Raw genomic sequence first — 13483 nt, forward strand, 5'->3', positions numbered from 1 at the left:
CGGAGTGTGGGTTCGTTCCCCGGGAGGGGCCTCACCGGACGCCCGTCCCGGGCGGGCGTCCGCCCGGCTCACGAGCTCGCGCCCAGCGGCGGGGCCGGCCGGCCGGGGTAGTCCGGGGGCGGGTTGAGCCGCTGGCCCGGGAAGCCGCCCTTCTCGTACTTCAGCAGCTTCTTCGCCTTCTCCGGGTCCGTCTCGCCCTCCCCGTACGCCGGGCAGAGGTGGGTGATCGGGCAGGCGCCGCAGGCGGGCTTGCGGGCGTGGCAGATGCGGCGGCCGTGGAAGATCACCCGGTGCGAGAGCATCGTCCACTCGCTCTTCGGGAAGATCTCGGCGACTTCCGCCTCGATCTTCACCGGGTCGTCCTGCTCGGTCCACTTCCAGCGCCGGGCGAGCCGCATGAAGTGGGTGTCGACGGTGATGCCGGGCACTCCATAGGCGTTGCCGAGGACGACGAACGCGGTCTTGCGGCCGACGCCGGGCAGCTTGACCAGGTCCTCCAGGCGGCCGGGGACCTCGCCCCCGAAGTCGTCCCGGAGGGCGGCGGCCAGGCCCATGATCGACTTGGTCTTGGCGCGGAAGAAGCCGGTCGGCCGGATCAGCTCCTCGACCTCCTCGGGGACGGCGGCGGCCAGGTCCTCGGGGGTCGGGTACTTCGCGAAGAGCGCCGGGGTGGTCTGGTTCACCCGCAGGTCGGTGGTCTGGGCGGACATGACCGTGGCGACCAGGAGCTCGAAGGGATTGCGGAAGTCGAGCTCCGGATGGGCGTACGGGTAGACCTCGGCCAGCTCCCGGTTGATCTTCCTGGCCCTTCGCACCATGGCGAGGTGCGACTCGGGCTTGGGCGCCTTGGCGGCCCTGGCGGGCTTCGGCGCGCTCGCGGCGGCCTTCACGGACTTCGCTGCGGCCTTCACCACGGGCTTCACCACGGCCTTCTTCGCCTTGGGCGTCGCCGCGGCCGTCCCGGCCGCCGTCCGCGCCGCCGTCCCCGCCCCGGAAGGCTTCACCGGTGCGCGTTTCGTCGCTTTCGTCTGTTTCGACACGCCGTGTTCGCCCACGGCGGAATTACCTTCGTCCGGCACTCTTCCAGCCCCCTTGGCCTGTGCTCTCACCGGCGAGTTGGACACCCGGCCAGCCTAGGCGTCGCCGCCGACATCCGCCCCGCACGGTGCGGATCACGACCCAATCGGGCCCCTGACGTACGGAAAGGCCGTCCGGTGAGTCAAACTTGTTGTGATTGATCGCACTGAGGTCGACATAGGAGAGAACTCGTGGACGACGTTCTGCGACGCGCCCCGCTGTTCGCGGCGCTCGACGACGAGCAGGCCGCCGAGCTGCGCGCCTCGATGAGTGAGGCGACGCTCGCCCGCGGCGACGCGCTGTTCCACGAGGGCGACCCGGGTGACCGGCTCTACGTGGTCACCGAGGGCAAGGTGAAGCTGCACCGCACCTCGCCCGACGGGCGCGAGAACATGCTGGCCGTCCTGGGCCCCGGCGAGCTCATCGGCGAGCTGTCCCTCTTCGACCCGGGCCCGCGCACCGCCACCGCGACCGCGCTGACCGAGGTCAAGCTGCTCGGCCTCGGCCACGGCGACCTCCAGCCCTGGCTGAACGCCCGCCCCGAGGTGGCCAGCGCCCTGCTGCGTGCGGTCGCCCGCCGACTGCGCAAGACCAACGACCAGATGTCCGACCTGGTCTTCTCCGACGTGCCGGGCCGTGTCGCCCGCGCGCTCCTCGACCTGTCGCGCCGCTTCGGCGTGCAGTCGGAGGAGGGCATCCACGTCGTCCACGACCTCACCCAGGAGGAGCTGGCCCAGCTGGTCGGAGCCTCCCGCGAGACGGTCAACAAGGCGCTCGCCGACTTCGCCCAGCGCGGCTGGCTGCGCCTGGAGGCCCGCGCCGTGATCCTGCTGGACGTCGAGCGCCTCGCGAAGCGCTCGCGCTAGTCGCAAAGCGCTCGCGCCAGTCGCGACGCACCCGATGCGGAAGGGGGCCGCCCGGTCGAACCGGGCGGCCCCCTCGTCGTCCGCCGTGACGACCCGCGGGCGCTAGCGCTTCGTGCCGTCCACGATCAGCGGGTTCGAGCCGCCCCCGCCGCAGGGCACCGTGTAGACCGGGTTCTTGGCCGCGGCCTCCTTGTACGCGTCGATGCACTGGTTCATGAGGACCTTGTCGGTCAGCGAGTCGTTGAGGATCTTGTTGGCGCGGGCGATGCCCTCGGCCTCGATGCGGCGCCGGTCGGACTCGGCCTTCGCCGTACGGGCGGCCTCAAGGGCCCGCTCGGTGGCCTGCTGCTGCTGGATCTTCCGGTCGATCTGGCCCTGGAGGGCGTCCGAGGGCTTCACGTTGCGCAGGTTGACCGTGGTGACGTCTATGCCGCGCGGGGCGAGGCGCTCCTTGATGAGCCCGGCTATCTCCGCGTTGATCTTCTCGCGGTCGGAGGCGTACCCCTGCTCGCTGCTGTAGCGGGCGAAGACGTTGCGGACGATCTCCCGGCTGTCCGGGTAGACGAGACGCTGCTGGATGGCGTCCTCGCTGCCGGCCAGCTTGTACAGCTCGACCGCCTTGGACGGGTGCACCGCCCACTTCACGGTGACCTCGGCGTACATCACGCCGCCCTGCGAAGAGCGGACCTCGACCACGTCCTTGTCGGAGAGGTTGAGGTCCACCGGCCGCGTCGAGAAGGTCGTGACGTCGGTGAACGGCGACTTGACGTGCATCCCGGACGACATCGGCGAGCCGACCTTGCCGAAGGCGACCGGGACGCCGACCTCGTACGCGCTGATCACGTACGTCATGCTCACGATCAGCGAGAACAGGCCGGCGATCAGGGCGCCGAGGCCGCCGAACTTGAGACCGCGGGAGTCGTTCACGCGGCCGATGATGTAGAGCACCACTGCGGTGATGACCAACAAGATGGCAAAGACGAACACGGGCTTCCCCCCAGAGCTACGGCCAGATGTAAGCGGAGCGTAAGACACGCACCAGGGCCGCCCGGTTGCGGGGGCGCCCGCGTCAGATCAGCCCCCGCTCCTTCAGGTAGTCCAGCTGCGCCCGTACGGAGAGCTCGGCGGCCGGCCAGAGGGAGCGGTCCACCGCCGCGTACACCTGGGCGACGATCTCCGGGGCCGTCCGGGCCCCGTTCTCGACGGCCGTCTCCACCTGGGCGAGGCGGCTCGCCCGGTGCGCGAGGTAGAACTCCATGGCTCCCTGGGCGTCCTCCAGGACCGGGCCGTGCCCCGGCAGCACCGTGTGCACCCCGTCGTCGACGGTGAGCGAGCGCAGCCGCCGCAGCGAGTCCAGGTACTCCCCGAGCCGCCCGTCCGGGTGGGCCACCATCGTCGTCCCGCGCCCCAGGACGGTGTCCCCGGTCAACACCGCCCGGTCCGCCGGGAGGTGGAAGGACAGCGAGTCGGAGGTGTGCCCTGGCGTCGCCACGACCCGCAGTTCGAGCCCTCCGGTCGTGATCACGTCGCCCTCGGCGAGGCCCTCGTCACCCAGCCGCAGGGCGGGGTCGAGCGCCCGCACCGCGCTCCGGGTGAGCTCGGCGAAGCGCACGGCGCCCTCGGCGTGGTCCGGGTGCCCGTGGGTGAGCAGGGTGAGCCCGATCCGTTTGCCCAGCTTCTCGGCGGTCTCCACGACCCGCCGCAGGTGCCCCTCGTCGAGCGGACCGGGGTCGATGACGACGGCGAGGTCGGAGCCGGGCTCGGCGACGATCCAGGTGTTGGTGCCGTCCAGCGTCATCGCCGAGGGGTTCGGCGCGAGGACGTTCACCGCGCGGGCGGTCGCCGGGCCGGAGACGACGGCGCCGCGCGGCTGCCCGGGGAGGTCCGCGGCGGCGCTCACGAGGCACCGCCCGTCGGGATGTGCTTGGTGAACTCGTCGTGGCCCGGCCAGCTCAGGACCAGCTCGTCGCCGTCCAGGCGGGCCTGCGCGAGGACCGGGGTCAGGTCCTGCGCCCCCGCGGCGGCGAGGGCCTCGCCCGCCGTGCCGAACCGCTCCAGGCCGCGCAGGGTCGAGATGGTCGGCGGCATCATCGTCAGCTCGCCCCGGTCGTAGCCGGCCGCCGCGTCCGCCGGGCGGATCCAGACGGTGCGGTCGGCCTCGGTGGACGCGTTGCGGGTGCGCTGGCCGGCCGGGAGGGCGGCCACGAAGAACCAGGTGTCGTAGCGCCGGGGTTCGAACTCGGGCGTGATCCAGCGGGCCCAGGCGCCGAGGAGGTCGGAGCGCAGCACGAGCCCGCGCCGGTCGAGGAAGTCCGCGAAGGACAGCTCGCGGGCGACCAGGGCCGCCCGGTCCTTCTCCCACGCGTCCCCGGTCGTGTCGCCGACCACGCTGTCGGGCGTCTCCCCGGCGAGCAGTACGCCCGCCTCCTCGTACGTCTCGCGCACGGCGGCGCAGACGACGGCCTGGGCCTGCGCGGGGTCGGTGAGACCGAGGCGGGCCGCCCACTCCTCGCGGGAGGGTCCGGCCCAGCGCACGGGGTGCTCGTCCCGGGGGTCGACGCCGCCGCCGGGATACGCGTACGCCCCGCCCGCGAAGGCCATGGAGGCGCGCCGCCGCAGCATGTGCACGGAGGGCCCCTCGGCGCCGTCCTTCAGGAGGAGCACGGTGGCGGCCCGCCTGGGTGTGGCGGGGACCAGCTCACCGGCGGCGAGGGCGCGGATGCGGTCGGGCCATTCCGGTGGGTACCACTGACCATTCGACTGACCATTCGACATGGCCGGATGCTATGCGCAAGCATCGAAATGCACGAGAGCCGATCCCCCGCCTGTGGAAAACCACCTGTGGAGAACCGGCTCTGCGAACGCCCGCGAGCGCGGGCGGGATGCCTGGGGGCGTCAGTCCTGGACGAGCTCGACCTGGACCTCGACCTCGACCGGCGCGTCCAGGGGGAGCACGGCGACGCCGACGGCGCTGCGCGCGTGCACGCCCTTCTCGCCGAGGACGGCGCCGAGCAGCTCGCTGGCCCCGTTGATGACGCCCGGCTGGCCGGTGAAGTCGGCGGCGGAGGCGACGAAGCCGACGACCTTCACGACGCGCTTGACGCGGTCGAGGTCACCGGCGACCGACTTCACGGCCGCGAGCGCGTTCAGCGCACAGGTGGCCGCGAGCTCCTTGGCCTCCTCGGCCGTGACCTCGGCGCCGACCTTGCCGGTGAGCGGGAGCTTGCCCGCCACCATCGGGAGCTGGCCCGAGGTGTAGACGTACACGCCCGACTGCACGGCCGGCTGGTAGGCGGCCAGCGGCGGCACGACCTCCGGCAGGGTCAGGCCCAGCTCGGCCAGCTTGGCCTCGACGGCCCCGCTCACGACTTGGCCCGCTTCAGGTAGGCCACGAGCTGCTCGGGGTTGTTCGGTCCGGGCACGACCTGGACGAGCTCCCAGCCGTCCTCGCCCCAGGTGTCCAGAATCTGCTTCGTCGCGTGCACCAGCAGCGGCACAGTCGCGTACTCCCACTTGGTCATGAGCCGACTGTAGCCGCTGCCGGGGGCCGCTCTGGCCGGGACGGTCCCCCGGCGGGAGGCCCGAAGACCCTCTCGGGGTCGGGTCGGGGTCGGGTGGGGGTCTTCTCCGGGGCGGCCCTCTGATTGGGCCGGGCCGGCAGTGGTTAGGCTCGAAGGCGTGAGCAGGCTCCAGGTCGTCAGCGGCAAGGGCGGTACCGGTAAGACCACGGTCGCCGCCGCACTCGCGCTCGCCCTCGCGACCGAGGGCAAGCGCACCCTTCTCGTGGAGGTCGAGGGCAGGCAGGGCATCGCGCAGATCTTCGAGACGGAGCCGCTGCCGTACGAGGAGCGCAAGATCGCCGTCGCGCCCGGCGGCGGCGAGGTGTTCGCCCTGGCCATCGACGCCGAGCGGGCCCTCCTCGACTACCTCCAGATGTTCTACAAACTGGGCGGCGCGGGCCGGGCCCTGAAGAAGCTGGGCGCGATCGACTTCGCGACGACGATAGCCCCGGGCGTCCGGGACGTGCTGCTGACCGGGAAGGCCTGCGAGGCGGTGCGGCGGCGCGAGAAGCAGGGCGGCTTCACGTACGACTACGTGGTGATGGACGCCCCGCCGACGGGCCGCATCACCCGCTTCCTCAACGTGAACGACGAGGTGGCCGGGCTGGCCCGGATCGGCCCGATACACAATCAGGCCCAGGCGGTCATGCGCTTCCTGAAGTCCCCGGACACGGCGGTGCACCTGGTGACGCTCCTGGAGGAGATGCCCGTCCAGGAGACGGCGGACGGCATCGCCGAGCTCCGCGCGGCCGAACTGCCGGTGGGCCGGACCGTCGTGAACATGGTCCGCCCGCACGTCCTGGACGAGGCGGCGGTACGGGCCGCCTCCGGCGACCACCGCGACGCCATCGCCGCCACCCTGGCGGCGGCCGGAGTCAAGGGCGGGACGAAGCTGGTCGAGCCGCTGCTCGAACAGGCCGCGGAGCACGCCCAGCGGGTGGAGCTGGAGCGGGCCCAGCGCGAGGTGCTGGACGGCATCGGGGTGCCGACGTACGAACTGCCCTTCCTGGGCGACGGGGCGGACATCGCCGGTCTCTACCGGCTGGCGAAGGAACTGCGGAGGCAAGGGGTGGGCGCGTGACGGAGGCGCAGAAGGCCGCGGCGGCGAACGGTCTCGACGCGGTCCCCGTCCTGGAGCTCGACCCGCTGATCGACGACCCGGCCACCCGGATCATCGTGTGCTGCGGTGCGGGCGGGGTCGGCAAGACGACGACCGCGGCGGCGCTCGGCGTGCGGGCGGCGGAGCGCGGCCGGCGGGTCGTGGTGCTCACCATCGACCCGGCGCGCCGGCTCGCGCAGTCGATGGGCATCGACTCGCTGGACAACGTGCCGCGGAAGGTCGAGGGCATCAAGGGCTCCGACGGCGGCGAGCTGCACGCGATGATGCTCGACATGAAGCGGACCTTCGACGAGATCGTCGAGGCGCACGCGGACGCCGACCGGGCCCGGGCGATCCTGGAGAACCCCTTCTACCAGTCCCTGTCGGCCGGTTTCGCCGGTACGCAGGAGTACATGGCGATGGAGAAGCTGGGCCAGCTGCGGGCCAGGGACGAGTGGGACCTGATCGTGGTGGACACGCCGCCGTCCCGGTCGGCGCTGGACTTCCTGGACGCGCCGAAGCGGCTCGGTTCCTTCCTGGACGGGAAGTTCATCAAGCTGCTGATGGCGCCCGCGAAGGTGGGCGGCCGGGCCGGGATGAAGTTCCTCAACGTCGGCATGTCGATGATGACGGGGACGCTGGGCAAGCTGCTGGGCGGTCAGTTCCTCAAGGACGTGCAGACCTTCGTGGCCGCCATGGACACGATGTTCGGCGGCTTCCGGACCCGCGCGGACGCCACGTACAAACTGCTCCAGGCGCCGGGCACGGCCTTCCTCGTGGTGGCGACGCCGGAGCGCGACGCGCTGCGCGAGGCGGCGTACTTCGTGGAGCGGCTGGCCGCGGAGGAGATGCCGCTGGCCGGTCTCGTCATCAACCGCGTCCACGCCAGCGGCGCCGCCCGGCTGTCGGCCGAGCGGGCGCGGGCCGCCGCGGAAAATCTTGACGAGGGGCGCATTGTGGATCAGGGGGGCGGGAAGACTGCTGGGCGTGGCCCCCGAGCCACTTCGCCCGAGACCGCCGCCGTACCGCCCGTGTCCGAGGCTGCCCCCACAGCCGAAGCGGACACGGATGTCCCACAGCTCACCGCAGGACTGCTCCGTCTCCATGCCGAGCGGATGCAGGTGCTCGCACGCGAACAGCGCACGCGCGATCGCTTCACCGCGCTCCACCCCGAGGTGGCGGTCGCCGAAGTGGCCGCCCTGCCCGGCGATGTGCACGACCTCGCCGGTCTGCGGGCCATCGGTGACCGTCTGACGACGGGTCGCATGCCGTCGTAGGCAGGACCCGCGCCGTGGACCGAACAGGACCGGCGCCGACGGGCCGGACCCTTGGCCGACCGGTGCCGACAGGCCCCTGACCGGTGCCGACCGGAGCGGACAGGCCCCTGATCAGTGTCGACCGGTGCGGACAGGCCTCTGACCGGTGTCGTCCCGATGCCGACCGGGCGTCCGGCCTAGCCGACCGCCGCGTACGTCTCGTACGTCGCGTCGTCGTCCATCGCCACGGGCAGCAGGCCCGCGCCCCGCTCGTACTCGGTGCGCGCGGTCTCCAGGAGCCGGCGCCACGAGGTGACGGTCGGCCGGCGGCGCAGCAGGGCGCGGCGCTCGCGCTCCGTCATGCCGCCCCACACGCCGAATTCCACACGGTTGTCGAGGGCGTCGGCGAGGCATTCGGTCCGCACCGGGCATCCGGTGCACACCGCCTTTGCCCTGTTCTGCGCCGCTCCCTGCACGAAAAGTTCATCCGGATCGGTAGTGCGGCAGGCCGCCTGCGCACTCCAGTCAGCTACCCAGCCCATACCGGCGCCGTCCTCTCCCGAATCGAGGCTCCCCCACGGCGGTAGCGGCATATTCACCGCTGCCAGTTGGGACGTTACGGAAGGTGGGCACAGCGCAACACCCCCTTCGGGCCCAATCTTGAATGGTCCGAACGGACTATGCGTACGCGTCAGATCACCCAGGGGAGTGACCGAAGGACATAACGCCCCTATCGGACATGGGCCGAATTCGGGCATGAAGTTCCCGTGCTTCGGGTACACGGAATTTCACGCCGACGTCACGCACGGGTCTTGATGCCAGACCACACTGCTGTGACAGTTGGGAGCAGCTTAGGCCAAGGCATATACGCGTGTCCGGCGAATGAGAACGTAGGCTGCCCCCATGCCAAAGAAGCGCTCGGGCGGTGGTCTGACCGGGACCCAGCAGGCCGCCAAGTTCCTCGGTGTCAGTGTGCTCTCCGGAGCCGTGCTGGCGGGCATCGCCCTGCCCGCGGCCGGAGCGCTGGGACTGGCGGCCAAGGGCACGGTCGAGGGATTCGACGAGATCCCGTCCAACCTGAAGACACCGCCGCTGAGTCAGCGCACCACCATCCTCGACTCACAGGGCGGCCACATCGCCACCGTGTACTCGCGGGACCGCAAGGTCGTGCCGATCGAGAAGATCTCGCCGTACATGCAGAAGGCGATCGTCGCGATCGAGGACTCGCGCTTCTACGAGCACGGCGCGATCGACCTCAAGGGCGTGCTGCGCGCCATCAACCGCAACGCGCAGTCGGGCGGGGTGTCGCAGGGTGCCTCCACGCTGACCCAGCAGTACGTGAAGAACGTCTTCGTCGAGGAGGCGGGCGACGACCCCGAGAAGGTCGCGCAGGCCACCCAGCAGACCATGGGCCGCAAGGTGCGCGAGCTGAAGTTCGCGATCCAGGTCGAGGAGGAGCTCGGCAAGAAGAAGATCCTGGAGAACTACCTCAACATCACGTTCTTCGGGCAGCAGGCGTACGGCATCGAGGCCGCCTCGCAGCGCTACTTCTCCAAGCCGGCAGCCGACCTCACCCTCGCCGAGTCCGCGATGATGGCCGGCCTCGTGCAGTCGCCGAGCCGCTACGACCCGGTCAACGACATCCAGGAGGCGACCAAGCGGCGCAACATCGTCCTCCAGCGCATGGCCGACGTGAAGGACGTCAGCCAGGCGGAGGCCGACAAGGCGAAGGCCACCCCGATCAAGCTGAAGGTGAAGACGCCGAAGAACGGCTGCATCACCGCGGTTGACGGCGCCGGCTTCTTCTGCGACTACGTCCGAAAGACGATCCTCAACGACCCGGTCTTCGGCAAGACGGCCGAGGAGCGCCAGAAGCGGTGGAACCTGGGCGGTCTCACCATCCGCACCACGCTCGACCCGCGCGCCCAGGCCGCCGCCAACGAGGCCGCCGTCGCCAAGATCGACAAGGACGACAAGGTCGCCGCCTCGGTGGTCCAGGTCCAGCCCAACAGCGGCAAGATCCTGTCGATGGGCCAGTCCCGCCCGTACGGCCTCGACCAGAAGCTGCACCAGACGACGCTCAACCTCGCCGTCGGCAAGAAGATGGGCGGCACGACGTACGGCTTCCAGGTCGGTTCGACCTTCAAGCCGATCACGGCCGCGGCGGCGCTGGAGAAGGGGCTGAGCCCGGCGCAGTCGTTCTCGACGCCGTGGAAGATCTCGGTGCCGATGAACTCGTACACCACCTGCAAGGGCGGCCCGTCCGGCGGCGGCAACTGGGACCTGCAGAACGAGATGCAGTCCGAGGCCGGCAGCTGGGACATGACCAGCGCGCTCGGCAAGTCCATCAACACGTACTTCGCGCAGCTGGAGCAGATGACCGGCCTCTGCGAGACGGTCCAGATGGCGAAGAAGATGGGGTACGAGAAGGAGCTCGGCAAGAACCTGAAGGAGCTCCCCTCGATCACCCTCGGCGGCCAGGAGTCCACCCCGCTCGACATGGCGGCGGTGTACGCGACCTTCGCCAACCGGGGCACGTACTGCACGCCCGTCGCCATCGAGTCGATCACGACGGCCAACGGCGAGAAGCTGAAGGTCCCGCAGACCGAGTGCTCGCGGGCGATGAGCGAGAAGACCGCGGACACCGTCAACCAGATGCTCAAGGGCGTCGTCGAGGACGGCACGGGTACCCGGGCCGGCCTGAGCGACCGCGACAACGCGGGCAAGACGGGTACGACCAACGACCGCAAGGACGCCTGGTTCGTCGGCTACACGCCGAACCTGTCCACGGCGGTGTGGGTCGGTGACGACGTCGGCGAGAAGCAGTCGATGTACGACATCACCATCGGCGGCCAGTACTACGACAAGGTCTGCGGCGGCTGCCTCCCGGGCCCGATCTGGAAGATCGCGATGACCGGGGCGCTCGACGCCTCCGAGACGCCGGGCTTCGTGCCGATCAACGTGCCTCGCGGCGCCCAGCCGGAGGACAAGGAGAAGGACAAGAACAAGCGCCCCGGCGACGACAACAAGCCGGGCCGACGCCCCGGCGGCACCACCCTGCCGGGCGGCATCACCATCCCGCCGGACCTGTTCGGCGACACGAACGGGCGCGGCAACGGGCGCGGTGGCGGTAACAGATAGCGGCGCTGTCCAGGACGTGCACGCATGACCGAAGAGGGGCGCCCCTCCCGGATTCCGGGAGGGGCGCCCCTCTTCGTGCGGACGCGGGGTCAGGTCACCCGGCGAGGAGGCGCTTCACCGTGGCGGCGACGCGGCCGCCCTCGGCCTGGCCGGCGACCTTGGGGTTGACGATCTTCATGACGGCGCCCATGGCCCGCGGCCCCTCGGCACCGGCGCCCTTCGCCTCCGCGACGGCGGCGGCCACGACGGCCTCCAGCTCGGCGTCGGAGAGCTGCTTGGGCAGGTACGCGTCGAGGATCTCGCCCTCGGCCCGCTCCCGAGCGGCCTGCTCGGGGCGGTCGCCCTGGGCGAAGGCCTCCGCGGCCTCGCGGCGCTTCTTCGCCTCCTTGGCGATCACCGACTGCACCTCGTCGTCGGAGAGCTCGCGCTTGGTCTTGCCCGCGACCTCCTCCTTGGTGATGGCGGTGATGGTCAGCCGCAGGGTCGAGGAGCGCAGCTCGTCGCGCTCCTTGATCGCGGCGTTGAGGTCGTCCTTGAGCTTGGCCTTCAGCGTGGTCATGGATCCAAGTGTGTCAGGTGCCGGACCCCGACCGCCCGCGCATTTCCGCCCATCGGGTCTGCGACGATAAGGGGATGCGCGCACGGTACGGGATCCCCCTGAAGATCACGGCAGGCCTCACGGCGACGGCCGCGGCCGGCATCGTCTACGCGGCGGGCTTCGAAGCCCGCTCGTTCCGGCTCCGCCGGGTGACCGTCCCGGTGCTGCCCCGCGGCATGCGCGACCTGCGGGTTCTCCAGGTCTCCGACATCCACATGGTGAACGGCCAGAACAAGAAGCGCGCCTGGCTCCAGTCGCTGGCCGGGCTGCGCCCGGACTTCGTGGTCAACACCGGCGACAACCTCTCCGACCCGAACGCCGTGCCCGAGGTGCTCGACGCGCTGGGCCCGCTGATGGAGTTCCCGGGCGTGTACGTCTTCGGCTCCAACGACTACTACGGGCCCCGGCTGCGCAACCCCGCGCTCTACCTCAAGGAGAAGATGCACGGCCGGCACGGCCTCAACGGCAACCCGCCGGTGGTGGGCGCGATCCACAACCCCTGGGAGGGGCTGCGGGACGCGTTCGACGCGGCGGGCTGGGTGAACCTGACCAACACCCGCGGCCGGCTGAAGCTGCCGGACCTCGACCTCGCCTTCACCGGCGTCGACGACCCGCACATCAAGCGGGACCGGTACGAGCGGGTCGCGGGCGGCCCCGACCAGGACGCCGACTTCTCGGTGGGCGTGGTCCACGCGCCGTACCTGCGGGCGCTGGACGCGTTCACGGCGGACGGCTACGAGCTGCTGCTGGCGGGCCACACCCACGGCGGGCAGCTGTGCATCCCCTTCTACGGGGCCCTGGTCACCAACTGCGACCTGGACACCGACCGCGTGAAGGGCCTCTCGACGCACACCGTCGACGGGCGCACCTCGTACCTCCACGTCTCGGCCGGCTGCGGCACCAACCGCTTCACCCCGGTCCGCTTCGCCTGCCCGCCCGAGGTGACCCTGCTGACGCTGACGGCCCGCGGCTGAGACCGCGCCCCCCGGCGGACGACCCGAACGGCGCATACGGTGGCCCCATGCCGAACGCCACCGTCACCGCCCTGTTCCGCGGCCTGATCGCGCTGGCCGCGGTCACCGGCATCGTGATCGAGTGCGTCGAGGGGAACCCCCTCGTCGTGTTCAGCTTCTTCACGATCTGGTCGAACACCGCCGTCGCCGTGGTCCTCGGCCTGGGCGCCGTCCGCGCCTGGCAGGGCCGCCCGCCGCTGCCGGCGCCGTGGACCGGCGGGGTGCTGCTGTGCATCTGCGTGGTCGGGCTCGTCTTCCACCTGGTCCTGGACAACACGGCGAGCGAGTTCAACGAGGCCGCCGCGATCGCCCGGCTCACCGGCGCCCGGGCCGTCGCCAACCAGCTGCTCCACACCGTCACCCCGATCGGCGTGGTCCTCGACTGGCTGCTGCTCACCCGCCCCGGCGCCCTCCACTGGCGCCACGCGGCCCAGTGGCTGGCCGCCCCCGGCGGCTACCTGGTCTTCGCCCTGATCCGCGGCGCCCTCGTCTCCCCCGACACGCCGACCCGCTACACGTACCCCTTCCTCGACGTCACCGCCCACGGCTACCTCGGCGTCCTCGCCAACGCCGCCGTCCTGGGCCTGGCCTTCTACGCGCTGGGCCTGATGCTGGTCACGGTGGACCGTTTCCGGCCGTCTCTCGTGGGACGTGCGAAACGGATTTCGTCTCTGGGCGCCGGTGGGCTAAAGTAATCGATGTCGCCGCGACGTGAAGAACAAAGCAGCGACATCGGGGTGTAGCGCAGCTTGGCAGCGCGCTTCGTTCGGGACGAAGAGGTCGTGGGTTCAAATCCCGCCACCCCGACAGCCGTAACAGCAGGTGAGGCACCTACCATTTTTGGTAGGTGCCTCACCTGTTTCTGCATGTGTG

General features: G+C 70.9%; 14 protein-coding genes and 1 tRNA gene. 7 read left to right on the forward strand and 8 right to left on the reverse strand.

Going from position 1 to position 13483, the window contains the following annotated elements; translation table 11 throughout:
* Positions 1-68 precede the first annotated feature (68 nt).
* Positions 69-1124: an endonuclease III gene (gene nth / locus OG309_RS16855; RefSeq protein ID WP_329421758.1), complete on the reverse strand. Its 1056-nt coding sequence runs from the start codon at positions 1122-1124 to the stop codon at positions 69-71.
* A 144-nt stretch (positions 1125-1268) separates the two neighbouring features.
* On the opposite strand from nth, the gene OG309_RS16860 reads away from it, so the two are divergent.
* Entirely contained in the window at positions 1269-1943 is a 675-nt protein-coding gene (locus tag OG309_RS16860; protein WP_046910193.1) for a Crp/Fnr family transcriptional regulator, read from the forward strand.
* A gap of 102 nt (positions 1944-2045) precedes the next feature.
* Here OG309_RS16860 and OG309_RS16865 read toward each other — a convergent pair whose 3' ends face one another.
* The 5 genes from OG309_RS16865 to OG309_RS16885 form a co-directional block, all read right to left on the reverse strand.
* Positions 2046-2930 (reverse strand): prohibitin family protein, encoded by an 885-nt coding sequence (locus tag OG309_RS16865; RefSeq protein ID WP_329421761.1) that lies wholly within the window; start codon positions 2928-2930, stop codon positions 2046-2048.
* A gap of 82 nt (positions 2931-3012) precedes the next feature.
* Positions 3013-3843: an MBL fold metallo-hydrolase gene (locus OG309_RS16870; RefSeq protein WP_329421762.1), complete on the reverse strand. Its 831-nt coding sequence runs from the start codon at positions 3841-3843 to the stop codon at positions 3013-3015.
* On the reverse strand, positions 3840-4718 hold the full coding sequence (locus OG309_RS16875) for an NUDIX hydrolase (protein WP_329421763.1): 879 nt from the start codon (positions 4716-4718) through the stop codon (positions 3840-3842). Before OG309_RS16875 ends, OG309_RS16870 begins: the two co-directional genes overlap by 4 nt.
* A 120-nt stretch (positions 4719-4838) precedes the next feature.
* The gene (locus tag OG309_RS16880; protein ID WP_329421764.1) at positions 4839-5309 is read right to left on the reverse strand and encodes a RidA family protein; all 471 of its coding nucleotides are present in this window, start codon (positions 5307-5309) and stop codon (positions 4839-4841) included.
* The gene (locus OG309_RS16885) at positions 5306-5464 is read right to left on the reverse strand and encodes a DUF4177 domain-containing protein (protein ID WP_123954897.1); all 159 of its coding nucleotides are present in this window, start codon (positions 5462-5464) and stop codon (positions 5306-5308) included. Before OG309_RS16885 ends, OG309_RS16880 begins: the two co-directional genes overlap by 4 nt.
* 157 nt (positions 5465-5621) lie before the next feature.
* On the opposite strand from OG309_RS16885, the gene OG309_RS16890 reads away from it, so the two are divergent.
* The gene (locus OG309_RS16890; RefSeq protein WP_402546410.1) at positions 5622-6584 is read left to right on the forward strand and encodes an ArsA family ATPase; all 963 of its coding nucleotides are present in this window, start codon (positions 5622-5624) and stop codon (positions 6582-6584) included.
* Positions 6581-7879 (forward strand): ArsA family ATPase, encoded by a 1299-nt coding sequence (locus OG309_RS16895; protein ID WP_329421766.1) that lies wholly within the window; start codon positions 6581-6583, stop codon positions 7877-7879. The genes OG309_RS16890 and OG309_RS16895 overlap by 4 nt, the downstream gene beginning before the upstream one ends.
* A gap of 176 nt (positions 7880-8055) precedes the next feature.
* On the opposite strand, the gene OG309_RS16900 is transcribed toward OG309_RS16895, so the two are convergent.
* Complete coding sequence (locus tag OG309_RS16900) at positions 8056-8400, reverse strand: WhiB family transcriptional regulator (RefSeq protein WP_046910200.1); 345 nt, start codon at positions 8398-8400, stop codon at positions 8056-8058.
* 361 nt (positions 8401-8761) lie between these two features.
* On the opposite strand from OG309_RS16900, the gene OG309_RS16905 reads away from it, so the two are divergent.
* Positions 8762-10999 (forward strand): transglycosylase domain-containing protein, encoded by a 2238-nt coding sequence (locus tag OG309_RS16905; protein WP_329421767.1) that lies wholly within the window; start codon positions 8762-8764, stop codon positions 10997-10999.
* Positions 11000-11093: 94 nt separating this feature from the next.
* Here the strand turns inward: OG309_RS16905 and OG309_RS16910 are convergent, their stop codons facing one another.
* On the reverse strand, positions 11094-11558 hold the full coding sequence (locus tag OG309_RS16910) for a GatB/YqeY domain-containing protein (protein ID WP_329421769.1): 465 nt from the start codon (positions 11556-11558) through the stop codon (positions 11094-11096).
* A 74-nt stretch (positions 11559-11632) separates the two neighbouring features.
* On the opposite strand from OG309_RS16910, the gene OG309_RS16915 reads away from it, so the two are divergent.
* From OG309_RS16915 to OG309_RS16925, 3 genes are all read left to right on the forward strand, one after another.
* Positions 11633-12571: a metallophosphoesterase gene (locus OG309_RS16915; RefSeq protein ID WP_329421771.1), complete on the forward strand. Its 939-nt coding sequence runs from the start codon at positions 11633-11635 to the stop codon at positions 12569-12571.
* Between the two features lie 47 nt (positions 12572-12618).
* Positions 12619-13305 carry a Pr6Pr family membrane protein gene (locus tag OG309_RS16920; protein WP_329421772.1) on the forward strand — a complete coding sequence of 229 codons (687 nt, stop codon included), beginning with the start codon at positions 12619-12621 and terminating at the stop codon, positions 13303-13305.
* 38 nt (positions 13306-13343) lie between these two features.
* A tRNA-Pro gene (locus OG309_RS16925) sits at positions 13344-13417 on the forward strand.
* Positions 13418-13483: the final 66 nt, after the last annotated feature.

This window comes from Streptomyces sp. NBC_01268, from assembly GCF_036240795.1.
In the GTDB taxonomy this organism is placed as follows: domain Bacteria; phylum Actinomycetota; class Actinomycetes; order Streptomycetales; family Streptomycetaceae; genus Streptomyces.

Excerpts from the sequence above, each read along its gene's own strand:
- OG309_RS16875 (WP_329421763.1), bottom strand. The coding sequence starts at position 4,718 with ATGTCGAATGGTCAGTCGAATGGTCAGTGGTACCCACCGGAATGGCCC.
- OG309_RS16885 (WP_123954897.1), bottom strand. The coding sequence starts at position 5,464 with ATGACCAAGTGGGAGTACGCGACTGTGCCGCTGCTGGTGCACGCGACG.
- OG309_RS16900 (WP_046910200.1), bottom strand. The coding sequence starts at position 8,400 with ATGGGCTGGGTAGCTGACTGGAGTGCGCAGGCGGCCTGCCGCACTACC.
- OG309_RS16905 (WP_329421767.1), top strand. The coding sequence starts at position 8,762 with ATGCCAAAGAAGCGCTCGGGCGGTGGTCTGACCGGGACCCAGCAGGCC.
- OG309_RS16910 (WP_329421769.1), bottom strand. The coding sequence starts at position 11,558 with ATGACCACGCTGAAGGCCAAGCTCAAGGACGACCTCAACGCCGCGATC.
- OG309_RS16915 (WP_329421771.1), top strand. The coding sequence starts at position 11,633 with ATGCGCGCACGGTACGGGATCCCCCTGAAGATCACGGCAGGCCTCACG.
- OG309_RS16920 (WP_329421772.1), top strand. The coding sequence starts at position 12,619 with ATGCCGAACGCCACCGTCACCGCCCTGTTCCGCGGCCTGATCGCGCTG.